The 25,624-nt window shown below is 58.8% G+C and carries 15 protein-coding genes; 2 read left to right on the top strand and 13 right to left on the bottom strand.

Translation table 11 applies throughout. The annotated features are described in order from the left end of the window. Positions 1–9: 9 nt before the first annotated feature. The 3 genes from ACR0NO_RS13855 to ACR0NO_RS13845 all read right to left on the bottom strand — a co-directional run bounded on the left by ACR0NO_RS13855 (position 10) and on the right by ACR0NO_RS13845 (position 6,343). Complete coding sequence (locus ACR0NO_RS13855; protein WP_480724353.1) at positions 10–3,651, bottom strand: two-partner secretion domain-containing protein; 3,642 nt, start codon at positions 3,649–3,651, stop codon at positions 10–12. Further along, positions 3,596–5,380 carry a ShlB/FhaC/HecB family hemolysin secretion/activation protein gene (locus tag ACR0NO_RS13850; protein WP_480724352.1) on the bottom strand — a complete coding sequence of 595 codons (1,785 nt, stop codon included), beginning with the start codon at positions 5,378–5,380 and terminating at the stop codon, positions 3,596–3,598. The genes ACR0NO_RS13855 and ACR0NO_RS13850 overlap by 56 nt, the downstream gene beginning before the upstream one ends. A 123-nt stretch (positions 5,381–5,503) precedes the next feature. Further along, on the bottom strand, positions 5,504–6,343 hold the full coding sequence (locus tag ACR0NO_RS13845) for a M15 family metallopeptidase (RefSeq protein ID WP_209253432.1): 840 nt from the start codon (positions 6,341–6,343) through the stop codon (positions 5,504–5,506). 168 nt (positions 6,344–6,511) lie between these two features. Here ACR0NO_RS13845 and ACR0NO_RS13840 point away from each other — a divergent pair, with 168 nt between their 5' ends. Together ACR0NO_RS13840 and ACR0NO_RS13835 are read left to right on the top strand one after the other, a co-directional pair. Beyond that, on the top strand, positions 6,512–7,084 hold the full coding sequence (locus tag ACR0NO_RS13840; RefSeq protein WP_170639701.1) for an OmpA family protein: 573 nt from the start codon (positions 6,512–6,514) through the stop codon (positions 7,082–7,084). Between the two features lie 33 nt (positions 7,085–7,117). After that, the gene (locus ACR0NO_RS13835) at positions 7,118–9,310 is read left to right on the top strand and encodes a serine/threonine protein kinase (protein WP_480724351.1); all 2,193 of its coding nucleotides are present in this window, start codon (positions 7,118–7,120) and stop codon (positions 9,308–9,310) included. A 33-nt stretch (positions 9,311–9,343) separates the two neighbouring features. Here ACR0NO_RS13835 and ACR0NO_RS13830 read toward each other — a convergent pair whose 3' ends face one another. From ACR0NO_RS13830 to ACR0NO_RS13785, 10 genes are all read right to left on the bottom strand, one after another. Next, on the bottom strand, positions 9,344–10,066 hold the full coding sequence (locus ACR0NO_RS13830; protein WP_170639703.1) for a protein phosphatase 2C domain-containing protein: 723 nt from the start codon (positions 10,064–10,066) through the stop codon (positions 9,344–9,346). Beyond that, positions 10,063–10,749 carry a type VI secretion system-associated protein TagF gene (gene tagF / locus ACR0NO_RS13825; RefSeq protein ID WP_480724350.1) on the bottom strand — a complete coding sequence of 229 codons (687 nt, stop codon included), beginning with the start codon at positions 10,747–10,749 and terminating at the stop codon, positions 10,063–10,065. Before tagF ends, ACR0NO_RS13830 begins: the two co-directional genes overlap by 4 nt. After that, positions 10,749–14,318, bottom strand: a complete 3,570-nt coding sequence (gene tssM, locus ACR0NO_RS13820; protein WP_480724349.1) for a type VI secretion system membrane subunit TssM — start codon at positions 14,316–14,318, stop codon at positions 10,749–10,751. Before tssM ends, tagF begins: the two co-directional genes overlap by 1 nt. Beyond that, positions 14,318–15,754 (bottom strand): type IVB secretion system protein IcmH/DotU, encoded by a 1,437-nt coding sequence (gene icmH / locus ACR0NO_RS13815; protein ID WP_170666642.1) that lies wholly within the window; start codon positions 15,752–15,754, stop codon positions 14,318–14,320. The genes tssM and icmH overlap by 1 nt, the downstream gene beginning before the upstream one ends. Before the next feature lie 98 nt (positions 15,755–15,852). Then, positions 15,853–17,193: a type VI secretion system baseplate subunit TssK gene (gene tssK, locus ACR0NO_RS13810; protein WP_170378397.1), complete on the bottom strand. Its 1,341-nt coding sequence runs from the start codon at positions 17,191–17,193 to the stop codon at positions 15,853–15,855. A gap of 39 nt (positions 17,194–17,232) precedes the next feature. Continuing rightward, positions 17,233–18,660 carry a type VI secretion system-associated FHA domain protein TagH gene (tagH, locus tag ACR0NO_RS13805; RefSeq protein ID WP_480724348.1) on the bottom strand — a complete coding sequence of 476 codons (1,428 nt, stop codon included), beginning with the start codon at positions 18,658–18,660 and terminating at the stop codon, positions 17,233–17,235. 10 nt (positions 18,661–18,670) lie between these two features. After that, positions 18,671–18,976, bottom strand: coding sequence for a PAAR domain-containing protein (locus ACR0NO_RS13800; RefSeq protein WP_170378401.1), 306 nt, complete (start codon positions 18,974–18,976; stop codon positions 18,671–18,673). Positions 18,977–18,978: 2 nt separating this feature from the next. Beyond that, entirely contained in the window at positions 18,979–19,590 is a 612-nt protein-coding gene (locus ACR0NO_RS13795) for a DUF6931 family protein (RefSeq protein ID WP_170639707.1), read from the bottom strand. A 12-nt stretch (positions 19,591–19,602) separates the two neighbouring features. Further along, positions 19,603–21,705 carry a type VI secretion system tip protein TssI/VgrG gene (locus tag ACR0NO_RS13790; RefSeq protein WP_170643323.1) on the bottom strand — a complete coding sequence of 701 codons (2,103 nt, stop codon included), beginning with the start codon at positions 21,703–21,705 and terminating at the stop codon, positions 19,603–19,605. Between the two features lie 34 nt (positions 21,706–21,739). Continuing rightward, entirely contained in the window at positions 21,740–25,624 is a 3,885-nt protein-coding gene (locus tag ACR0NO_RS13785; protein WP_480724398.1) for a type VI secretion system contractile sheath domain-containing protein, read from the bottom strand.

Below are 25,624 nucleotides of genomic sequence, written 5' to 3'. Positions count from 1 at the left end.
TCCATGGGGTTAAAGACCGATGGCGCGCGACAGGCCAATCTCGGCCTGACCAACAGCTGCCACGATTGTATCTACCTGCTGGTTCTGGATACTGACAAGCTCGGGGTCGGTTGCTCGTATCAATGTGATCGCCTTGCGGATTTCGCGCTGCGCCTGACGGATCTGACGGCGCGCTTCCTGCACAGCCTCGCGGCGGATCGTCTCCCGCTCCTCGGCAGTGGTGGCAAGTGCCAGACGGCGGTTGGCATCTTCGCCCGCCGCGCGAATACCAGCACTTGCGCCACGGATGATATCACCAACGGATTCCAGACCCGGCGGTAAACCCTGCACGATCGCATCGAGGTCCGAGGCGTATTCGTCCATCGCATCGGCGATACAGGCCAGATAGGCGCTGACATTATTGCCCTGTTCCGCACAGGAAGAGATGACCTCGTCAAAATCCTGCGACGCATTCTCGACCGTACCAAGCGCCGCTTCTGCTTCGGTTGTCGTTGTGGTCGTGGTACCACCGCCGCCACCTCCGCCGCCAGTGATGGTCGTATCCACGGTCGGGGTAATCTCAATGGTTGGGGTCGGCGGGGTCGGAATGACCGTGTTCCCGATGATTGCCGTGCCAGGCAGCGCAGAAACGGTATAGAACACCTCCGAGATACTCAGGAGGGAACTTGTATCCACGGTATAAGTCGTGGTCCCGTTTTCGGTGCTGGCAAACGTCAAAGTCTCAAAGATCGGCGACGTATCCAGCGAGTCACCCGACGGCCCGAACCGAAAGACAGACGGGCCACCAGAAATTGTGCCCGTGCCTGTCGTCGTTTCAGCCTCACCTTCGGGGATGAGAAGTGTGTCAGGCACCACGAACAGGACCGGTGAGGTCGTGTAGTGCAGTGGGTTTGTCCCGCCTTCTGACCCGCTCGCTCCAGGCGCCCACGTATTGGTAAAGTCCCACCCTTGAGCCGACGCAAGGTTAAAGAACCCGACCGTATCCTGAAGCTGTGCTGTGGTGAGTGCTGTGCCTCCGGCGCTAGTAGCCAGACCGGAGGTATCGGTATTCCAGAAGGAACCTGAAACAGATCCAGAGTTTGAACCGACTAACCCACCGAGTGTGGGTATGTTGGGGCCGGAAAAACTCGCTCCGCCAGTTGAATAGCTGCGGGCAACTGTGCCGCCATTGTTGAAGCCTACGAGTCCTCCCAGGGTTGCCGAGTCTCCGGGCGCTGAACTCTGGTTGGTGCCTGAAACACTTCCGGTTGCATAGGAATCCTGAACAAGGCCGTTGTTGTCACCCACCAGGCCACCAACGGAGAAATCGCCCGCCGTAGAGCCACTGACGGTTCCTGTAGCGTGAGACCGAGTGATGGTTCCGTTGTTTTCGCCGACCAGACCGCCCGCGACAACCAGGTTGGCCTCGGTCGTGGCGACGGTAACGCTAGCTGTCGAGAAACTGTCTATGATTGTGCCATCGTTGAAACCTACAAGACCACCGGCCTGTTCGTCACTACTGCTAAAGCTACCGGATACCGAAACGCCGGAAATCGTGCCGCCATTTGTTCCTGCTAAGATACCGCCGCCTCCAGAGGAAACGCTGGCCCCATTGATGCGCAGGTTTTGAACGTTGCCGTCAAGATTGTTGAACAGTCCGCCGAACGAACTGGTCGAAATGGTGAGGCCGTTAATCGAAAATCCGTTGCCTTCAAGTGTACCACCCGCATAGTCGATTGGATCGAAAGAACTGAGTGGCGCGGCACTGATAGAATTGGCCAGGGCGTAGTTGTTGCCGTCCGAAATGCCTTGAAGGCCAAACACATCCGTTAGCAGAAATGGCGACCCGGCGGCGCCAGTGCCACCGAGTGCACGGGTGAATGTTGCGCCGGACGCAATATCGAGCGTGCCCGCTGAGAAACTCGGGAGCGTGGAACTTACCTGTGACCAGGCACCATTCGTAAGCGTAAAGGTATCGACGTTTATTGTACCACCTGCGCCGGTACCAATCGTTGTGGCGGCGTTCAGTTCTAACTCGCCGCTTGTCGCGGTGATCGCCGCGTTGATTGTGATCGAATCATTGGCAAGCAGCGTTAGCCTAGAGCCGTTACCCCACGTGATCGGGTCGTCGACGGTGATGGTGCCTACCTGTGAGTCATCGCCACCAAGGTCGATAGGGTCTCCATCCGGCTGCAGAGTGCCGCTTCCTGCGGTCGTCAAAGTGACGTTGCCGAAGCCAAGGTTCGTTTCAATTGTACCAGGCGTGACTGAACCAGGACCCGTTGCCGTGTCGGAAACCGTAATATTCGTGGGGTCCAGCAGCAGCGTGCCATATGCACCAAACGGTGCCCGCGTATCGGTCAGACCCTCATAGTTGAGCGCCAGTTTGCCCGATACTTCGACGAAACCACCATCACCGGCCAGATCGCCCCCACGGGCCGAGTTGAAGCCCGAGAAAGATGTATAGTCGTCCGACCAGACGATGATCAGGCCGCCATTACCCTGATCTCCGCCATTGGCGCTGATTACCGTTGCGCTGTCGACCAGCGTGGTGCTGGCCCGTTGCAGATCGCCGCCCCCTTGCAGGTCACCGCCAACGCGGATCTCTCCGCCCTGTCCTGTGCCTGCACCGTCAGCGCTCAGGGCCGCTCCGGCCAGTTCGATGGCTTCACCGGTAATCGTGATCGACCCACCGTTCTGATCGCGGGCCACCGGGCGCGGAGAGGCCTCGACCAACGTAACCCGTGCCGAGGTATCAATGCGGCCCGACACCTGCACGGCACCGCCGCTGCCGCCCAGAACAACTGCTCCGGACACGCCACCGACCGAGCGCGCCTCGATCACTCCAGACATATTCACGACCCGGCGCGCCGCATCACGAGCGCTGGCAGCCTTGAGGTGAACGACTCCGCCATCCGCCTCGATCCGGCCTGAATTGGTGACCAGAGCCTCCATCGCAGCGTCATCACTGTTCGAAGGAACCGCAACTTGTAGAAACCCATCACCGGACACGTCGAGCGTAACCTGCTCTCCCGCGCCCAGCCCCACTTTGCCCATCGGCACTCGGATCACACCCGCGTTCGACACTTTGCCGCCGATCAAGGCCGCATAGCCGCCGGGAACAACCTGAATCGTGCCCGCATTCTCGACCCCGGCTGAGGCTCCGTTGCCGTTATAGTGATAGCGGCCGTTCAGAAAGTCGTCGTCCGAGATGTTCAGGGTCGAGGCCACAAAGCCCCCACTATTCACATGGCCATTCGGGCCGATGAAAATGCCGTTCGGGTTGACCAGATGCACCTGTCCGTTGGCGTTCAACTGACCATGGATCTGACTAGTCGTGTTACCCGTCACCCGGTTCAGAATCACGCTTTGCGCGCCCGGCTGATTGATATTCACGGTCGAGCCGGGGCCAATCGAAAACCCGTTCCAATTCACGATGGCCGCATTCGACCCCTGCGTGATGTTCAACTGAGTACCGCTGGGTTGGCTGATCGCAACATCACCCGCAGCCACCGTCCCTCCGGTCGGGAGGGATTGCGCCAGCGCGGTCGTCCCCCACAGCACCGCCGAGGCCGACAAAAGAATGCGGCGTGAAACTGTCATGGCTGCGCTGCCATCAGAAGCGGCGGCTGGCAGTGATGCTGAAACGGTTTCCATCTTCTCCGAGGTCATCACGTTCCCCCCTCCCATATTCCACTCGTACTGACCCGGACCGATAGGTCGAGTCCTCAATCGTAAACACATCAAAGCCCAGACCGTAGGCATATGCCCGGGTTGTGCCTTGTTCCAGAACAGTGGGTTGTTCCAAACCTAACACGCCGTAGGCCCCAAAAACATAGGGCTTGAAAAGGATCGGAAAGCCGGCAATCTGCGTCTGCTGCGACCGGCCAAGCTCGGCCCTTGCGACCCAGCCGTTGTCCCCGCGCAGGTCGCCCGCGTCAAAGGCCGACAACTCGCTGGAGCTGGCAACACTGAACTGTTCCGACGTGACCAGCGGATCGCCAAAGCTGGATTGAATCCGGCCATTCACATTCACCGACCAATTGGCATTCAACGGACGCTGATACTGCGCCGACAGCACAAGCTTGGTGAATTGCGCACTGGCGCCTTGCCGTGACAAGGGCGTATCCCCCGCCCCGACCGAGGCACTGGCCCCGAACGCATCCAGCCCGCGTGACAGAACAGCCCCGGCAGAAAGAAACGAGCCATTGTCATAGGTCCAGCTTGCATCCAGCGTGGCCCGCAAGACGCTGAGGTCATCGTCATAGACCGGCAGCGACCCTGAGCTGGCAATCAGATCCTGCGAGTCGCTGATCCGGTCCAGGATCAGCTGCGACGACAAATTGTGACGCCGCGAGCGCACCCAAGGATAGTAGAGCCGCAAGGAAAAGCGTTCGAATTTACTGGTATTTGGCACCAGTTCTGCGTCCGGCTGCGCCTCGCTGAGCGTGTATTCGGCGTTGAACGTCATCCCGTCGTATCCGATCGGAAAGACCGCCCCTGCTGCCGCAATCCGGTACTGCGCATCGCTTGAGAAGAACCGTTTGGGCGAACCGCCAACGCGGAAATAGAAGGTCTCTCCCATCTCCAGCGCGCCGTTGACCTCAAGGCCGAGGTTCAGGTTGCCCGGCCCAAGCTCGTCCGACAGCGTATTGTCAAAGCCGTAAGAGCCGGTGATCTCTTTGAACTCACCATCCAGCGTCAGAATGGTACCGCCCCGCGCATCGCCCGCCGACAGGGTCGAGGCCAATCGCACGCCAAACGTATCCCCGGCCAGCAAAAGCGCGCGCTCAATCTGTTGCAGCTTGACGCCCCGTTTGCCGATCAGAGGTTTGGTAATCATCACCACCCGCTCACGCGCCTGCTGAGGCACTTTTTCGGCATCAATGCGTTCGATGAAGCCATCGATCACGACGATGCGCAACGTGCCCCCATCTCGCAGGGTCTGCTGAGGCAGGACCACCCGGCTAAGGACAAAACCCGCGTTGGTATAGGCGCTTTCCAATCGGTTGGTGGCGGCGAAAATTTCGGACACGGCCACGCGCTTGCCAGTAAGGCGTTCAATGAAAGCCGCATTTGCCGCCTCCATCTGAGGCAGACCATCTTCGATCCGCACCTGACCAACGGTCACAAACAGCCTGTCTGCGCCTTCGGGCACCGGCGCGCCCGGATCGCGCGCTACGGTCACAGGTCCGGTGCTGCGTTGGTTTTGAGGTTGAAAGGTGGACGGCGCAAGGTTCGACGCGCTTTGCGCCTGCGCCACCGTAGAAAACACAGTCGACGCGATCACGACGCAGGAAGCCAAAACCAGAAAACGACAAATCCGCGTCATGTCAGAAAAACACCCTTCACCCGTACCGGCCCGAACCAATGAGCCAGAAACGTATCGAGCAAATCCCATCGAAGGGACCATGGCAAGGTCGTTCTCAACATTCCGCAGCCCCCTTTGGAACAGATAACGCTTTATTTACTTTGCACCCCATTGCGTCTGTGACGGACTTCACAAACCGCTTGAGAAGCGCGATCAGAGCAGCCCGGCCTCAAGCCACTCTTCGATCTTGTTACGGCTGACCTCGAAATGCATCGAGTCCTCACGGCCCCAGGCAGCACCCCAGACCCAGCCTTCCTCGCGGAAGAAATCGGCCAGAATAGTCAGACCCAACTGGGTTTTTCCGTCGCCCAGCGTATCCAGAACACCGTCGATATTCAGGTCGACTGCAAGACCGTAAGCATGAGCCGAAGCCGAAGACGTCGCCCCGCGAATACGGCGCACACACAACGACCCAGCCGTATTGATACGCGCATAAAGGTCGGGGTCGGTGCGTTGAATGTTCTCAAATACAGCCCGCAGTGAATCAACCGCAGGTTTTAGCATCCGCACCCGAACCGGCCCGACCTCTTCCAACACCAGAAGCTCCTCAAGCCGCGGGTTGGTCATCGACTGGCATTCATCCGTCAAATCCTCGCGCGGCAGGCCGAATGTTTCGCGCAAGAAGGACGATCCGGCCAAGTCCAGTTCCCGGTTCACCTTGTTGCGGTTGGCGATCAGAACAACCTGCGCATAGGCGTCAATGATCTCATTGGGCGAGGAGCGGTCAAACCCATAGTCATCCGCCGCCGAGTTGTCCTGCGGCACGATCCCGGCACCGTTCTGGGTGCGCGACACCTCAAGCGAAAGTCGTTCAACCTGTTCGCGCATATCATCCAGCTGCTGGCTGAGCATCTCGATCTCGATCCGGGCGCCTGAGTCGATGGCGGGACCTTCGAAATTCTCGTCAAGTGGGACGACCAAAGGAAAGACGTACCAGATGATCGGAGCCAGTATGATGGCCACTCCAAGAATGATCGCCGGAACGATGCGCATTTGCCTGATGTTTCCTGTATTCTGCCACCTTATAAGATGAACTTAAAAGGCTGGGCGCGTGATGTCACGCTATTGACCTAAAAATGTCCAGCGCTTGTGTGACATTCTTCATTGTCGGTCGTCTGGTGGGGGGCTAATCTTCCCCTCAAACACGGAAAGGTTAGGGTTATGTCCGCATTTGCATCATGGAAGTTCATCGGGACCTCGGCATTCGCCGTCCTGTGTACCGCTCAGTTTGCTCTGGCGCAGTCAGGCGAGTTGACGGCAGACGAAATCACCGACGCGTTCAACAAGCAGAAGACGCGCGGCCTTGTCATCGTGCCGTCGAATTCCGGCGAAACGGCTGAGGCCGAAGCTGAAACCACCGTTGCCGCCGCACCGACCGAATACCAGCCGGTCGCTAGCGAGGATCAGGTCAACATCCAGATCCGCTTCGATTTCGCGTCGGCCGCGCTGCGCGAGGATGAAAAGCCCAAGCTTTCGTCGCTGTGTCAGGCGATGAAGAACGTGGATGTGAACGTTTTCCAGATCATCGGCCATACCGACAGTGCAGGCTCCGCCGAATACAACCAGAACCTGTCGCTGCTGCGTGCCAAAGAGGTCAAACGCTTCCTAGTCGGCGATTGCGGCATCTCGGAACAGCGGCTGGAGGTGCTGGGTGTTGGCGAGGCTGAACCTCTGAACAAAGACAATCCGCGCGCCGACGAAAACCGTCGCGTTGAATTCCAGGCCCTCGGCTGATTACACCACCACTCTAACTAAACCGAGGACAGCATGACGGACTCCCGCGCAGGCGACCTGTTTCAGCCGGGCGATCTGGTGAACAATACCTATCGGATCGAAGCGATACTTGGGCGGGGCGGTACTTCTGACGTCTATCGAGCCCGCTCCGAGATTTCGGGGCGGCTTGCCGCTTTGAAGGTTCTGAAAGCGGAGTTTTCCAGCAATGATGACTATCTGGTCCTGCTGACCCGCGAAGAAGAAATCCGCGACATCCGCCACGACGCGGTTGTCCGCTATTCTGAAAACAACCGAACCGCCGACGGGCATGTCTATCTGGTGATGGATTATGTGGACGGACCGGGCCTCGACCAGAAGCTCAAAACCGGCCCTATGTCGGCGGGCGACGTGCTGACCGTGTGCAAACGGGTTTGCGAGGGGCTTGAGGCCGCCCATGCCCGCAACATCGTTCACCGCGATCTGAGCCCCGACAATATCATCCTGCGCGATGGCGATCCGGGGCAGGCCGTGATCATTGATTTCGGCATCGCCAAGGATACAAACCCGGGTGCCGAAACCATTGTGGGCGGTGAGTTTGCCGGGAAATACGCCTATGCCGCGCCCGAGCAACTTTCAGGCAAAACCGACCAGCGCACCGATATTTATTCTCTGGGCGCCTTGCTGCTGGCCAATTTCCGGGGGCAAAAAGCTGATGCCGGGCGCAACCTGCTGGAAGTGGTCGAAAACAAGAAAGAGCCGCTGAATACTCAGGACGTACCGGAGCCGCTAAAGTCGATCCTCGACAAGATGACGGCTCCGAACCCGGATGATCGGTACCAGAGCGCCGGAGATGTTCTACGCGCCCTGGCGGCGGCCCGGAACGGATCGGCCGCGCTTCAAGACGATCTGGACGATGCAACCGTGATCGCGCCGCGCGCGGCCCCTGCCGCTGCGCCATCCGTTGCCCCGGTTACGCAACCGGAACCGAAATCCAAGGCCAGCCCGACCAAAGCTGAACCTGCCAAGTCCTCGCGTGGAGGCGTGGTGGCTGCAGTCGGCGCGCTTGCGGTTGTTGGCATTGGTGCCGGTGGCTATTTCGGCGGACTGTTTGACAGCTTCCTTGCACCGCAATACCCAACCGTATCGCCCTATACTCTGGTGGCTGATAAACGACCCGGTCAGGCCCCTCGTGCCGTAGGCTTTGTTCCGTCCGAGACTGTGCGGGACGCCATGACAGGCGAGATCACATCCGAAGGGGGCGATGTTGATCTCACATTGGCCTCGGGCGACATTTCCGACACCTGGGGAACAGCGGTGACCGGTGTCATCGACGCGGCAATGGATCTGGACGAGTGGCGTTTCGTGGTCGAAGGCAATGAGGCCCGACTGACCGGACAAACCACCGATCAGGCCCTACATGCCGAGCTAGAGCAGCTCTACTCCGCCGGTCTGCCCGCCGGGCTACAAGGCACCGCAGATATCGAGTTGGAGTCGCTGTTCCTGTCCGCGGATGAGGTCCGACCCATCCTGTCCGGTCTGGCCGATTGCGGCGCGTTGAAACTGATCGACGCACCCAGCACGGGCTACGGCCCCGAAACACCGATCAAGGTTGGCGGAACGTTGGCCTCAAGGGACAGTTTTGTTGGGTTGGACACCGCGCTGACGGCCCTCGCTGGTTCACGCCCTATCGATCTTGAGCAGGTCACGCTGCTGAACCCGACCCTGTGTCTGATCGAGAATTTCCTGCCCTCAGCACCTGCCAGCGATATCTCGATCGCGTTCTTCAACGGAGAGCAAGGCAACGCCCCCAATCCGACTGGAGACTTCATTGTCGGGCAAAACCCGGTCATTGATGTCGACCTGCCCGACGATGTTCAGGATGGGTATCTGTCCGTCTCGGTTTTGGATGTGTCAGGCAATGTGTTCCACCTGCTGCCCAACGTCACCCGCCAAGACAACGATATCGCCTCTCTGCGCGACGGAGAGTCCGGGCCGATTTCCGTCCGTGTGGCCTATTCGATTGATGAAAGCCAAGACAATGGCGGCATCGCCTTTCAGGTCGATGACACCGCGCTGGGGAAAAGCAAGGTGATCGTTCTGCATACCGACAATCAACTGTTCAGCACCATACGCCCAACGGCAGAATCCGCTGCAGGTTATGCCGAGGCCTTGCGCGAGCAGGACCGCAATGTTGAAACGCAAATTCTATCTCTGGACAGCCGCATTCTGACAACGCTAGAGCAATAGGCTCCGGCGGCGTTCCTGCGTCAAAATGTGAAGTTAAAGGATGTCGACGACAATCACGGTAATGTTGTCGGCCCCGCCTCCATCCAGCGCCACCTGTATCAACTGATCCGAGACGGTCTCGATCGGCATATCCGACAGCGCTTTCTCCAACATCGGGAACGTTGCGTATTTACTAAGGCCGTCTGAGCAGATCAGAAAACGATCGCCCGACTGCACTTCGCCACGGACTTTGTCCAATTCAAGAACATCCCCAACGCCCACGGCCCGTGTGATCGCATTGGATTGAGGGTGCTGCTCTGCCTCGTCCCAGCTCATCTGACCGGCCAGAACCAGATCCGCCACGACCGAGTGATCGGTGCTAAGCATCTGGATCTTGCCCTCACGCAGCAGATAAATACGGCTATCCCCAGCCCAAAGCCCGACAAAGTGCCCATTGGCCAGCATCATGCACGCAACCGTCGTACCAATCGTGCCGCCACCTCGGGCATCTGCCTCTTGTCGGATCACGGCATGGGCGCGCTGGATTGCGTCCCGCAATGCGGTCAACCTATCTGCTGGGGCCAAACCGGGCGGGATTGCGGCAACCATATCCGCGACCAATCGGCTGGCATAGTCTCCCGCGTCATGCCCGCCCATCCCATCAGCCACCAACCAGAGGCTTTCCTCGGGCAGCGCTAGCACCGCGTCTTCGTTGACCTTACGCCTTAGGCCCACATGGCTGCGTGCACTGTACCGAACGCGGTGACTTGAATTCATATTGGTCGTGCCTCGGTCCACAATGCGGCGTGTAAGTTGAACAAGCCTTGCATGTTTGCCCCATCCGGTAAACCTTCGCAGATCATCATTCGGGGGACGCCGCCGATTTCAGTGCTCCAAACGCTTGGGGTGCGATATCTTTGCGACATCAAGCCCGCCGCCAGATCAGGCAACAAGCTGTCGGAGACTTCCCCGCGGGTCAGCACCATCGTGTTACCATGTGCGCGCACAGGCGCAGTCGGTTGCTGCGTTGGGGCTGGCAAAGCGGCCAAACCCTCGGCCAGTTTGTCGCGGGTCATGTCATCTTCGAGCGCGGCAAGCGCCAGATCTTCAAGTTGTCGGTAGACCTCAGCTGCCCGGAAATGCGCCAACGCAGCAGACCCTTCGTTCGAGACCCCGGCAACCAAGGTCAAAGGAAACCGACGTCCGACCCGATCCACCGAAGGCATCAGAACCCCCAGCATCTTTTGCGGGCCAGCCAGCCCCGGAGACAGGCAAAACCGCCAGATCGGAGCAGACATGTAGTGGGAATCCCATGCCTCACCCAAAGCTTCTGACGCAGCCAACATGCTGCACTGTATCCACTCATCCCACGGCTGTACAAACGCGTGTGATACCCCGAGGCGGAAGAAATCTCCGACCGAGGGCATCTTGCCGAATGCACCAAACCCGCCTGTTTGCATCAGAACGACTTGGGACAGCTGAATTTCTGCAGCGCCGGCAAAGCGAACGGGTTGATGACCGAACCCGACTGCAACTGGAAGATTGCGATGCGACCACCGACATTGAAGATCACCTTCTTGCGGTCAGACACATTGGTGCGCCTTACCTCGGCCGCGTCCAGCAGGCGGAACCAGGCCCAGGGGCCGTCCTTGGACAGAACGCTTTCGATATTGCGCTTTTCCGGCTCAAAGCTGACGCGCGCCAGCCCAACCGAGCCCGGCCATGTCACGGCGAGGGGTGAGGGCAGCCCACCGCGATGTTTGAACTCCAGCACTTGGCCATCAATCTCAAGCTTGACGCCTTTGGCCTTTGGATCCAGTGCCTCGGGCATAATTTGGAACTGGATTTGCGGCTGCGGGCCTGCCGCAAAGAATGCCTCCTTGATCTCGGCGGCATTTTGAAACTGGGTCAGAACCGCCTGACTGATGCCCAGATCGGTCGCATTGACCCCGGACTTCCACGACCATGGTCGCGTGCGCATATCCACATGTTTGGCGAGGTTTTCGTTGAAGAACGAGTCGATCAGACCTTGCGGACCGAACAACTTGCCAAAGTCACCCATCGCAACATCCGCACCCGAGCGGCGGTTGAACGGATAGCGATCCCCGACAACCTGCTCGCAGAACGGCAGAACAGTCGATTGCCACCGCGCGTTGATGGACGAACGGGTACTATCCGAAGTAATCCCGGACGAGCCATCGATGATCTGTAGCGCCCAGCGTTCCATTGGGCCGGGAATACGGGCGGCCTCTTGCTGGAACTGCTGCAGAGCCTGCCCGGTTTCACCACCAGAGACACCGCTGAACGACATTTTGTTCAGCTCCTGATATACGCTTGTCAGCGACCCCATCAGCATGTCCAGCTGCGAAGGCTGACCCTCTTGCCGTTCAACCAATTGATGCAACCAATCGAAGCGGTCCTCGACATACTGCCCCGGCGCTTGCACGGGTTCGCCGGCATTGACACCACTGGTTTTGGCCAGGGCCTCCAACAGGATCTGTGTCTGGGCTGAGGTCGCGGATTGCAGCTCAATCGCGGCGGCACCGGAAACGCCTTCGCTGATCGCATCGTTGCCCGAGAGAATTGACCGGTTTTCGGTCAGTTGCGTCTCATCCGAGATCGAATTCAGGACATTCACGATAGGCGAGGTCGGGCCTGACAGCACATTGGTGACCTCAACTGCGTGGCTGAGGCTTTCCATCGGTACGATGTCGATATCCCCCAGCATCGCATCATAGCGGGCGATGTAGTCGTTGTAGTAGAGGTCCAGAACATCACGGCTGAGGGCAGCAAGAGCCTGCTCGGTTTGTTCAGCCTCACCTCGGGGTCCCAGAACCCAGCTTTCCTTCTGCACGCGTTTGGCGACGCCAATCGCCTCACCAAGGAAGACGTTATTGAAGCCATTATAGGTGAAAATACCTTCAATCCCGTCGTTCAGAGGTTTCCCGGAGGACCGCACCAGAACGCGACCAACAGCGGGGCCGCCCACTTCGGTGATCCGCCACTCCGGCAGCGCTGTGGCCGCGGGGCTGGAGACGATGCCGTTATAGACACGCTGCGCCAGTGGGAGTTCCGACAGGATACCCTGAATCTGATCGACCATTGGACCATTCAGGGCGATCTCTTGCATCGGCTGGCTCAGCATGGCGTCGAGGTGATCGTTCAGATCCGCACGGAATTCCTCACGCGATGGGCCGGGGAAGGACACGCTCCAGTCAATGTTCATCCATTCTTTGACCAGATCCTGGTTCATCGGACCTTGTAGACCTAGCATTAGATAGACCTTCAGCGCCTCGTAGAGCACATCGGGGTTGTTGATGTTGGCGCTCATCTGCTCTTCCAGACGCAGAAGAAGACGCGGCAACAGACGCTGGTTCAACGCAGCGCGGTAGGTTTGCGCCGCCTGTGTGCCGATCACGTCGCCCTGATAGAGACCGTAGGTGAGACGTGTTTCAGGGTCCGGATCCGATAGCGTCGGGTTGGCCGGCAGATCGCGCAGCGTGTTGAGCGCTTGCACGACCGGAACCAGATCGGTGTCGCCAACGGGGCTGGGCGGCAAGGTGGCGGCGGCGGCCTGATAGGCGGATACACCCTCCTGCGCCTCGGCGATCAGATCGGTATTGCCCATGAAGCTGCGCACCAGCAAAGCCCCGACCGTGACGGCGGCAATAATAGTCGCGGCAATCGAGGCCCATTTGGTGATCTTGTAGCGCTTTTCCACCTTGTCATCGGCGCTGACCAGCCCAGCCTCGCGGAAGATCACCTGATCGAACAGGCGCGTCAAGAAATAGGACCGACCCGACCCCTGCCCTGAACCGATGGCCTGACGGCCGATCCCAAAGGTCCGCGCCATACCCAGCATCAGACGGTCAATTGGCGTGCCTTCTTGCGTGCCCGACGTGAAATAAACCCCACGCAGCATGTGGCGGTGCTGATAGCGGCTGTCCTGAAAAACCTCGGTCAGGAACTCATGCGCCACTTTGCGAACCGAGGCGACCTGCATCGGGAACCCGGCAATCAGCGCGCGGCGCTGCGGGTCCGTCTCGGTCTGCATCCGCTCCAAGGACTGCGAATTCAGACGACCCAGAAGCAGGGCGAATTCCTCATCAAAAGCCGCGACCGGAGATTGCTCGCTGCGCGACTTGTCCAATGGCAGAGTAAAGCCCCAGACTTGCTCGCGGTCTTCTTTGCCCAGATTGTCGTGGAATTCGGCAAAACCTGCGATCAGATCGGCCTTGGTGAACAGGATGTACACCGGAAACCGCACACCGAGCTTTTCACGCAGCTCTTCCAGTCGGCGACGGACGGCCTTGGCGTGTTCTTTCTGCGTGACCTCGTCCTGCAAGGACAGGTCAGAGAGGGAAATCGCAATCATGGCGCCATTGATCGGCTGCCGCTTGCGGTATTTCTTTAGCAGGCTGAGGAACCCGATCCACGCCGCATTGTCGACCTCCGCGTCGCTTTCCTGCGTCGTGTAACGCCCGGCCGTGTCGATCAAAACGGCGTTCTCGGTGAACCACCAGTCGCAGTTCCGCGTACCGCCGACACCGCCAATCGCGGTTTTGCCCAGCTCATCCGCCAGCGGGAAGTTCAGGCCCGAGTTCACAATCGCTGTCGTTTTGCCAGCCCCCGGAGGGCCGATCATGACGTACCAGGGCAGCTCATTCAGATGGCGCCGCCCGTTCTTTGACTTGCGCAAAGCCGCCATCGCGGTTTTCAGTTTGCCGCGAAGCTCGGTAATCTCGCTATCGATCATGTCGCCGCCATCGGCGACGGATTCAGTGATCTCCTCCGTCAGCTTCTTTTCGCGACGTCGGCGCAACAGGAAAATGGTCAGACCGATCAGGAAGAAGACCAGATAGATCACCCCGCACCAGATCAGGCGCGTCCCGACCCCGTCCAGCGGCCGCCACTCATCGGAGCCGATCCAGGGGCCGAAATAGTACAGACATCCGGCCAGAACCGTCGCCGTGAAGAACAGCACGGTATAGATCGACATGAAAACATATCTTAGAACGCGGCGGATCATCAGTTCTCCTCCTGAACCAGCAGGACTTCAATCCGGCGGTTCGTCGCCCGACCTTCGCGGGTCGAGTTGTCGGCAATCGGTTCGCTATCGGCACGGCCTTCGGCACTTAGGCGGTCGGGATCGGAAATCTCACCCGCCATCTGGTTCATCACCGATTTGGCCCGTGCCAGAGACAGAGCGAGGTTGGACGGGAAGCGCGATGAGCGGATCGGCACATTGTCTGAGTGCCCAGTCACGATGACCCCTCCGGGTTCGCCGTCCAACGCAACAGCCACGCGGCGCACCGGCTCCTTGAACTTGTCCTGCAAGTGGTCAGAACCCGACCCGAACATGCCCGATCCCTTGATCCGAATAATGAGCGTGTTGCCTTTCTCAAAGACCTCAACCAGCCCTTCGTCGATCTCGGGCTGGAGGAAGGCAACGACCTTTTCGACCTGCGGCTGGGCTTGCGGTGGTGGCGGAGGAGGCGGTGGAGCACGGCGCTGCAGCTCTGTCACCCGGCCAGCATCAATCACCGACATCTGCCCCACAAGGTTTTCGGTCTTGTTGGACAGCAGATAAGACAACCCGCCAAATTCGATCAGCAGCAGCAGAGCAGTCACTCCAACAGCGATCCAGACCGGCTTCCAAAGGCTGAGGGCGCGGTATGGTTTATCGACCCCTTCCCAATGCGGAGCGAGATCCCGTTCCACGTCACCACGCTGCGCGCGAATGATCCGCGCCAAACCCTGCCGGATTTGCATATGCTTGTCCGCGCCGCCTTGTTCGACGCGCAAACGCCCCTCGAACCCAAGCGAAAGGCACATGTAGACGAATTCCAGCAGCTCAATATTATTGGCCGGGTCCTGTTCGAGACGTGCCAGCAGGTCATAGAAGCGATCACCGCCGACGGTCTCTCGGTGGAAGGTGCCGACCAGCGATTGGGTCGCCCAACTGGACTGACCCCCCCATGGTGTATTCAAAACAACGTCGTCCAAAGTCGCGCACAAAGCATAGCGTGCGATCTTAACGGTCTGCGCTGCAATGCCTGCCTGCAAAGCGGCATTTTCAAACGCGCGTACCTCGGCCACAACGCTTTGGCGCAGCTTGTCTGGGTCCATATGCTGCGCACGGTTGCGAATACGGCTTATCAAAGAAAACAGCGACGCGGCGCAGGCGTTCAGCCGGTTCATACCGGTGGTCGCAACCTCTTCCCCGCCCGAGGCAGGCCGGGATTGAGGCGTCTGGGGTTGAGGCACCCCGTATCCCGCGCCGCCCTGCGCCGGTTGCGCCATAGGATCGGGCTGTGCCACCTGCATCGGATCGGGATATCCGGCTGGTTGCTGCGGAGCCGGCTGTTGCGGCATGCCACCCGCCTGACGTCGCCCACCGGGATTGGGGCGAATGACCGTCTTGTCGGTGTCGTCCGGTTCGGCAAATGGATCTTTGTCGGACATTCTTTGACCTGTTCCCCTAAGGCTTCCGCGTCACGAGTGTGACCCACATATCAAGCCCTATCAAATTGTTTTGGCGCCGCCAGTGATCACGTTCACTCTTATTGGTTGCGGATCGCCCACAGCTCCATCTCAAGTCCCGGATATTGCCCCGATACATGAACCGCGATCCCACCCGAGGTGGTCATCTTGCCCCAGTATGGGCTGGCGGCATCCAGTTCGAAATAGACGACACCCGAGTGATATGGAATCTGCCGCGGGGCAACGGGCAACGGACGGAGCGTGATACCGGGAAGCGCCGAGTTTACCAGTTGACGGATTTCCTCAACCGGACCGGTTTTGGCCTGCCCGGCGAAATGGCGGCGTACGTCCTCAGCCGGGATATCCGCATTCACGGCCAGAACGAAACCGGCGTTGCCGATCAGCTTGCGGTCGGCTATCACGCCCACGCTGATACCGTATTTCCGCGCCTCTAGCGGGATTGAAACCGCCGTCTGCTCCAATACGGAACTCAAGTACTGCCGCAGAGTCCGAATGACCGGCGCGAACGAAGCGGTCAGGTCGTCATGCTGGTAGGCCGGGAATTGCACGGCCTCTTTCTCGGTGCTCATGAAGGTCGCCAGCTCACCGGCGAGCGCGGCGCAGACACGGTAGACATGTTCGGGATGCACGTTTTCGATATTGGCGAAATGGCGCACCAAGGGCAGGTTGCGGTTGATAGTCATCAACAGCAGGAAATCCGAAATCTCGGCAGCCCCCTTTGCCGGCCCGCCATCCGAAAGACGCCCTGCTAAGGCCTGCATGCGGTGCGACAGCATCCCCTCAAGCTCATTCATGAAACCGGCCAGCGCGGCGGCGGCGCGCACGTCCAACACCGATGGGATAAAGCCGCGATCCAGGATGATCTCTTTGTCCGGACGCACTTCGATGATCTTGGCAATCGGGATCGCCAATTTATCCGCCAAATCATCCACTTCCAACGCGAACTGCAAGCGGAGTTTGCCGACGCCCAGAGTGACAGGCTTTTTCTGCTGGCTCATCACATCGGTGATTTCCTGCTCAGCCGGACGTAGACGGCTGACCGATTGTTCGGCCCCGCTCAGATCCACCTCTGAGGCACCCTGCCGCCGTTGGGGAACCGTCAGGTAAACAACGCAGTCCTTGATCGTCTCGGGCACTTCCAGAGCGGGCGGGTGATCTTCGGCCTGCGGCACGCGAAATACTTGCCCATCCGGCGTCAGGCCCGAGCAGGATTTCAAGGCAAACTGACCGACCTTAAGCACTTCATCATCGATCTCTAACGCACTGACACCCCAGGCATAAGGCGTGACCCGGCGTGCGAGACCGGCCACCAGCGCCTCGGTATACCGATCCGCCTGCTGGAAGTGATGGGGCTGCAGAAACAACCCTTCGGTCCAAAGCACCTTGCTGTCCCAGGACAATGGCTGCCCTCCCTTGTTCTTACCGCCCGCGAAGGGGCGTTACTTCAGCTTTTCCAGCTGTTCTTTATACGCGCGTGCGAATTCCCGGCTGAAGAGATCGTGAAAGTCATTCTCTGCCTGATCCGAGATATCGGCATACATCTTCTCGTACACTTCCCAGTATTGGGCCTTTTTACCTTTAAAAAGTGACCCAAGTTTGCCGGAACCTTCAATTTTTCCCGCCAGCACCTCGGGGTCCAACCGGGCCAGAACGCCTTTGAGCGCGGCCTCCATGCCGGTGACCATCGCAACCTCATGGGCCTTGATGTCGTTCAACGCCTGTTCAGTCGCTTCTTCCGAGGCAAGGTAGCCTTTGACACGCGGTTTGACCAACGCCTCAATCGCCTGTTCGGGGCTGATCGAGAACTTCAACGGGTTGTTTCCACCCGCATTGATCATGGTCTGTTCGATGCGGAACTCGGACTTGATCGAGGTGCGGGTCATCAGGATTTCCCGCAAGCCGGTGATCATCACCCGCAACACACGGCCCATGCGGCCCATCGTGGCAGGCAGATCAGCGTCGTCGATGCGCAGATCGTCGACCTCCAACGCCTCGAGCAAGGCACGGGCAGCGGATTGATCGCCACCGCCGGTCGGAACGGTTTTCTCTGCCTCAACCGGTTCGGGGGGCGGAACTACATCGGCCTGGCCGCCCGGCTTTGGCTTGATCGGAGGCGGCGCGGTGGGTTCCGGACGCGCCGGTTCAGGCGCGGCAAACGGGTCCGAGTTCGAGCCGCCAGAGGGCGACAGCAGATCATCATCCCAGTCATCAGGGATCAGGTTCGAACCGCCTGCAGAGGGTGCGGTAAACGCGTCGCTGGCCGATGGGTTATGCATCGCATCGCTTGCGCCCATATCCGCATGCACATCCTTGGGCTTTGCAAAGAACGGATCGTCATCCTCCAAGGGCGGCAGCAGTTCATCCATCGGGTCGGGCGTGGAAATCTGCCCGGGCCCTTTGGCGTCACCGCCCAAAAGATCATCCAGAAAATCCCCGCCCGGAGCGGCATCGTCAAGCAACGCCATCGGATCTGGCGCGTTCTGGGACAGACCCGGAGACACCCCCGCCTGTTGCATAGGCTGCGGGATCGAGTCTTCGAAACTGGGCAGGTCCGTCCCAATTTCAACAACCATCTCATACCCACCCGCGACCAGCACATCGCCATTGTTGAGCGGCGTCGGTGTCCGACCCAGAGGGATTTTCGAGTAGTTCAGAAAAGTTCCGTTCGTCGACAGATCAACAATCACCACGTTTCCATTGTGATCCTCAATCACGAAGTGGCTTTTGCTCAGCGTCTTTTCAGGGTCAGGCAGAACCAAGTCATTAGCTGGCCCACGCCCCACGGTCAAAGAGCCCCCCTGCATCGAGACCGGGCGCCCGTCGCCCGGCACCACGCCGGTGGATTGGAATTTCAAAGTGACCGTCATTCGTTTGTCTTCATCCTCCGACCAGTACGGTAAGCTCGCCCTTGATGATCGGGCCACCACAAGCGCAGGTATCCGTCACACGGGCGGCAGGCAGCTTGCCAATCAGAACGGTGGCCGAGCCCTTGATGATCGGGTGCGGAAACGCCGGCGTCGCCATATCTGACAGACGCGCTGCGGGCAGTTTTCCCACCAGAACCGTCGTACAGCAGGGCGGCATGATCGGCATCGGCACCGGAGCAGGCGGTGGCGGGGCTGGCGGAGGAGCAGGCAGCGTACACGCATGCAAGTCCAAGATTCGTGCTTGCGGGAATCCCATGCTTACTCCTCTTTCTCAGCGCTGGCGTTCTCGCGGTCCAGCTTACCATTTCCACCCCGAGCAATATCGACCCCACGGTCAATCAGCAACTGCACGTAGGCATCAAAATCCTCTTCATGTTTGTCCATTGCAACAACATTCATCGCAAAGGCCACAACTTCGGCCGCGCCGAGAGGGGCCGGGACATTGGCTAGTTCACCCGAACCCAAGGTTCCGTCCGAGTATAACACGCCCATGGCGCAATTTACCGTCTCATCATCAGGTTCGGCGAGATCAATCGTCGCGCCCGCCTTGTCGCGGTTTTCTGGCGTAGGACGAAACACCCATTCCTCGGACGCCGCCAGCGCGGGTGTGTTATTGTCCGGGGCCTCACCGATATAGTCACGCGCGGCCAGACAAGACCACCACACGCGCTCTCGGGCAGGCAAGGCCACCCCCAGAAGGCGCAGGATGTCGATCACTGCGCCTTTCTCTTCCAATTCAGTCAACACCACATCCAAGGGCGCACTGGCCGGGGCCTCAAGCTTGACGCTCAGACGAGCGTTGGCATCGGCCAGCATGCGCGCAGCGGGCATCTGGGGCGTTTTGGTCATTCCGGAAAAACGGTCTGTCATCGCGTCGCCCCCTTAGTTGATCATTGTCAGGCCGCCCTTGAGGGTCAGCATGGCGTCACCGTTGACCGTCGTCATCGGACTTTTTGCATCCAACTTGGCATTGGCCTGGACTTTGATCATCGTGCTCTTGATCGTAATGCTTGTCGGGTCCAGTTTGATCGATGAGCCACCAACCTTCAATTCGATCGACTTCATTGCGGTCATTGTGATCTTGCCCATTTTGGCATCGACCTGAATGTCACCCATCTTGACCGTCGTGGATTTGTCGCCTTCCTTGATCGTCTCGGCGTGATTGCCTGTGACGGTGCGGGTGGACTTGCCCTCGATAGTCTCGGTCTGGTCAGTCTTGATGCTGACCGTCTGGTTACCCTTCTCGATGGTGAAAGTATGGTCACCTTCCTTGATCGTCTCATCCACGTTCTTCTTGACCACTTGGCTGAGACAGCCGTCACCGCCATTGCCACCCTTGTCCAGCTTGTCATAGCCAATGGTAATCGTGGACATATTCTTGACCAGCTTCTCGTGATCCTTCTGCGCTTGAAAGCGCACCAGTTCGGCGTCTTTCTTGTCCTCGAACATCAGTTCGTTGAACGTCTCGGCGCTGCCCTGTTTCGAGGACCGCGTCTTGATCCCTGTTTGCGTCTGGTTTGCAGGCAAGGCATAGGGTGGCATGGTGTCGGCATTGTAGAGCATGCCTGTGCAGATCGGCCGATCCGGATCACCCTCTTCGAACTGGATGACAACTTCCTGCCCAATCCGGGGGATGCTGACCATACCCCAGTTCTTACCCGACCAAGGGGTGACAACCCGCACCCAACAGGTGGTCTTTTCGTCCTTCTTGCCTTCGCGGTCCCAATGGAACTGAACCTTGATGCGACCATATTTGTCGGTCCAGATTTCCTCACCGGCCTTGCCGGTCACAATGGCTGTGTGCAGACCCGAGATTTCGGGCCACGGGATCGTGCGCAGCGATTTGAATTCGGTTTTGCCGGGCTGGGCCTCAAACTCGACCATGAACATCTCATTGCTGTCCTCCGGAAACTCCAGCGCACCGGTGTCCAGATCCTTATCGTTCTTGGCAAATCCATAACCTTCGGTGGTCTGAAGAAAGTACCGCGCCTTGGTGATAAGGTATTCCGCGTTCTCGGCCTTGTCGGGATGATCCTTCAGCGTGAACTTGCGCCCGGTTTCCAGCGCCCGGACCGAGGCCCGCCCGCGCCGCCGGTCGAACAGAGCATCCTCGGCCGTCATCCGCACCTTGGCCAGCGTATTGCCCGGCCCGGTTTCCTTGTAGTGGCCTGGAATATCGTAAAGCTCAAGTTTGTCCTTGAACCCGTGCTTTGCGCCGGTCGGCGTTTTGGCCCGCGCATCCAGCGATGCCTTGGGCTTTTCGAAATCAAAATCGCCTAGCGAGACAACTCCGGGCCGGATCGTCTCGGACGCGGCCCATTCGGTGACCGAGTCACCAAGACGTTGGCTGTAGTCATCCCCGCCTCGGAATTCGACCTTTGCGTCACCGGCAATCGGCGTATGCGCGTTTGGTCCGTCGCACATGACCAGCGTCTCATTCTTGTCTTTGGCATTTGTGTAGTCGAAATAGTAGTAGATGCCCTCTTCCTGCATCAGGCGCGAGATAAAGTCGAAATCCGTTTCGCGATATTGCACGCAATATTCGCGCTGCTGGTAAGTGGCGCGCAGGCTTTTTCTGAAATCCGTAAGCCCGTATTCACCGAAAATCTTTTCGATGATCTGCACGGCGGTCATTTCCTGAAAGATGCGACTGTCGGTGGTCTGCGTCAGCAGCCAGAACCAAGGGCGCAATTCGGCCAGAAACTGTACATAGCCATCGCGCAGCGCCAGCCGCTCCACCCTCACGATCGTGCCAGTGAATTTACGCTCGGCCCCGTCAGCAGCCAGATGGATGGTCATCACCTTGCCCAGTAGCTTGTCCAACGCAATCGTCGTCTTTTCCGACAGGAATTCGACCTGAATTTCGGTCAGTTTTCCCAGTTCTTCCGAGACGACGGCCCGCCTGATGACAAGATCATCCTCACCATAGCTATACGACCCCGTTATCCGAAGCGGCCACTCTTTACTTTGCAGACTCTCAGCCATTTACCGTTCCTTCCAATTCTCGTTCACCGCGCCGTCACAAATCGTTCAGCAGTGCAGCAAGTTCGGGGTCCATATCTTCATCATCACTATCGTCACCGTCATCATCGTCGCCAAATGACGCAAGCAGATCGTCAAGATCACCGCTGTCGTCATCTCCAAGGTCCAGATCGAGGTCGAAATCATCGTCGTCGCCCGTGTCGAGGTCCAGATCCAAATCCAGATCGTCATCCTCATCAGCCTCTGGCGCAGCAGGCACGTCTGGCGACGGAGCAGGCGCGGGCATACCGGACCACGGGCCCAGAATCTCCTGCCCGGCAACCGAGTTGAACGAGCCAAGCCGGATTTCATCGCGGCCTTTGACAGACAGAACAGGCATATAGCCGCGCTGGACCGAGTGTTCGTGCTTTGCCAGCGTGATATTGCGTTCCGTACACGGCAGCGCCACCTGATCGCCGTAGCGGTCATTGACGAAATGGTACGGTATACCACCCAGGCTCATGACCGAGCCCAAATTCATCGCCTTGCCATTTTGCTTGAAGGACCGCGCCAACAAGATCGTCACCAGAACCGCCGGATTGGCCCAAAGCATACCACGCAGGCCTTCAGACTCGGTGAATTCCTCAAAATCGAACTCATAGATCGGCTCGGACTTCGCTCCGTAAGGCCGCCGCAGCAAGAACCTGGGCGACGCCAAACCAACATGCCCGGCTTCGGGCATCGCGCGCAGAGTATCCCAGGCTTCGACTACTAGCGGGTGGCGATCCTCGAGCTTAACATCCAGATAGGCCGGGGTGATTGCACTGACGAACGGCGCATCCACATGGGCTGCGACGCGGCCAATACGGCCCAGCAGTTCCGCATGTGGTGGTGTTTCCTCAAAGGTATAGAGCCCGATCAGCGCCGAATATCCGCCACGCCCGTTTTCTTCGTCCAGCGGCTCTTCGGTCAGCAACCGAACCAGACCGGTTTTCGCCAGATCTTCCTCGGCGGCCAAATCTGCCGCGATCTCTTCAGCCGAGACGTCATACAAAACCACGTCTAGCGTATCATCATCCTCGACGCTGCGCGCAATCAGATCGAGACTGCGCCACTGTGCTTCGACGGATTGGAACTCTGGGTGATGCAGAACCATGCGCATGGTTGCGCTCAGCGCCTCATCCACGGCCTTTTGCATCGCCTGCACATCGGGGCTGGGCAGTTTGCGAATATGCGGGCCGACCACGCGTTTCAGCAAGTCATCAACGGGTGAGGCCTGCGCCAGCTCTCCCGACGTATCACCAATCAGCTTCTGAAAATCGCTGAGCTTCAGGTCAGCACGAACTGTGTTACCGCCCGAGGATTTGCGTGGCGGCACAACCGCCTGCCCGAACTCTTCCCCCCAACCGATCAGCTGTTTGGCGGCGTGATCTGCAGTCCCACCCGCGCTCAGCTGGCTTTTCAGACCCGAGAGGCCATCGAACAGCTCGACCTTTTCATAGAGTTCGTCGGGATGTAGATCGTCCAGCTCTTTCAGTTTCACTTGGATCCCGGCACCGTCCTTGCCAATCGGCAGCACGAGATCGGTTGCGAACCCCTCGATCACCTCTTCGACCGTATCGGGATCCAGAATGATCGGCTTACGTGCGGCTAGGGCGTCGCCAGTCTCGATCTGCCCACGCGCCGCGCGGCCAGAGAAATCGCCAAAGATCGCGATCCGGAACCGGGTGCGTTTCAGCCGTTCCGGGTCAGGTCGATCTGCGCTCATGCGGCCGAATGCCAATTGCGGCTCATCGTCCAATCCCGCTGAGTCATCTGACGCGTCATCGGCACCAAAGTCACCCAGCAGAGCGTCCAGATCATCAGATCCGCCCTCGTCGTCCAGGTCTAGATCGCCCAGCAAGGCATCCAAGTCATCTGTCGTTTCGTCAGAGGATTCCTCATTATCCTCATCTGCGCCCAAATCGTTCAACAGATCATCAAGGTCGTCTGAACCGCTCTCGTCGTCGCCAAGATCCGCCAACAGAGCGTCCAGATCATCTGCTGAACTCTCCTCTGACGGGCTGTCCTCGTCCGACCCCAGGTCGTTCAACAAGGCGTCCAGATCATCCCCGCCTGCATCTTCATCCTCAACATCGTCGCCAAGGTCCGCCAGAAGCGCATCGACATCATCTGTATCCACGTCTTCGGTTTCATCACTGGCTTCAAGATCACCCAGCAAGGCGTCAAGATCGTCGGCGCTGGCATCCTCATCCTCAACATCATCGCCAAGGTCCGCCAGCAGCGCATCGAGATCATCTGTATCCGCATCTTCTGTCTCATCGTCGCCTTCAAGATCACCCAGCAAGGCATCCAAATCGTTTGAAGCGGCGTCGCTTCCCGGCTCGGATTCCAAATCACCCAGAAGCGCGTCCAGATCGTCCGAGGCATCTCCTGAGGCCTCTTCAAGATCGTCCAAAAGATCGTCCAGATCATCGCCGGCTTCATCACCTGATGCAGATGGATCCTCATCCGACCCAAGGTCATTCAACAGATCATCCAGATCGCCGTCTGGCTCCTCGGCCAAATCCGCTAGAACATCTTCTGCGGCGGCTTCATCAACCTCATCAGCTTCGGCTTCCACCAAATCCCCGAGGATGTCATCCAGAACATCCTCCTCCGGCTGGGCCTCGTCAGCAGAATCCGCCAGGTCGGCAAGCAAATCATCCAGGTCGGACGCTTCTGCCTCTGGACCAGGTTGATCGTCGCTGGCTAGATCACCAAGGATGTCCTCCAACGGATCCGTCTCATCCGTGCTGTCCAGTTCGTGCACCGAGGCGAGTATGTCTTCTGCAGCAGGCTCATCAGCTTCATCGGGAGCCTTCTCCGCCAGATCATCAATCAGACCGTCCAGATCCACGTCCTCATCCACCTCCTCAGGGGCAGCGTCGGCGAGGTCGGACAAAATGTTTGAATGATCTTCTGCAACCTCTTCATCAGCATCCGGAAGCGATGAAAGCGCCGCGTCCAGTGCGCCGTCCTCTTCCGTCTCCTCCAGTTCCAGATCGGCCAGTTCAGATAGAATATCATCGCTCTGATCCGTCTCAGACGCGGCCTCAACCTCGGGTACTGAGGCGAGGACATCGCCGAGCGTGTCCTCTTCGACCTCAATGTCCAGGGCAGCATCTGCAAGGTCCGACAGGATGTCATCGGACCCATCAACCTCATCCGCGACATCAGTTTCCGGCAGAGACGCGAGGGCATCGGACACAGAGCTGTCTTCGACCTCTTCCGTTTCCAGATCGCTGAGGTCAGACAAAATATCCGAGGTCACATCCTCAACCTCGGTCGCCTCAGGCGCTACATCGGCCAGATCGGCAAGAACATCCGTGGAGTCTTCCGACACGTCGGGCAGCTCAACCTCTGGAACAGAAGACAGAGCATCCGCGACCGACGTATCCTCGGGCTCATCATCAGGCTCAGAACTGGCCAGATCGGACAAGATATCATCGGCCGCGTCCTCTTCCGCCGTAATCTCGACATCTGGCAGGCTGGACAGGATGTCATCTGCGGCGGTGTCTTCAACCTCATCCGCTGGTGCGGCGTCGGCCAACTCCGCGAGAATATCGCCTGACGTGTCGGCTACCTCAGTAACCTCGGTTTCAGGCAGCGAAGACAAAGCGTCCGTGAGAGAGGTATCCTGAGCCGTTTCCTCGGGTGCTGAGGCCGCTAAATTGGACAAAACATCCGCGCTGTCATCTACAGGCGCCTCGGGCTCAACCGCGGTGGGCAGAGAGGACAAAGCATCGGCAACGGCTGTATCTTCAGGCGCGTCCTCCGGAGCGTCAACCGCCAGATCGGATAAGATGTCGGCCGATTGATCCTGTTCCTCCGCGACCTCAACCTCGGGTAAAGACGCAAGCGCATCCTCCACCGAATTGTCGGCTGCGGCATCTTCGGGCAT

Source organism: Ruegeria sp. CL3 (assembly GCF_056536505.1).
Note: the sequence above shows the minus strand (reverse complement) of the source record. Positions and strands in the feature narration are given on the sequence as shown.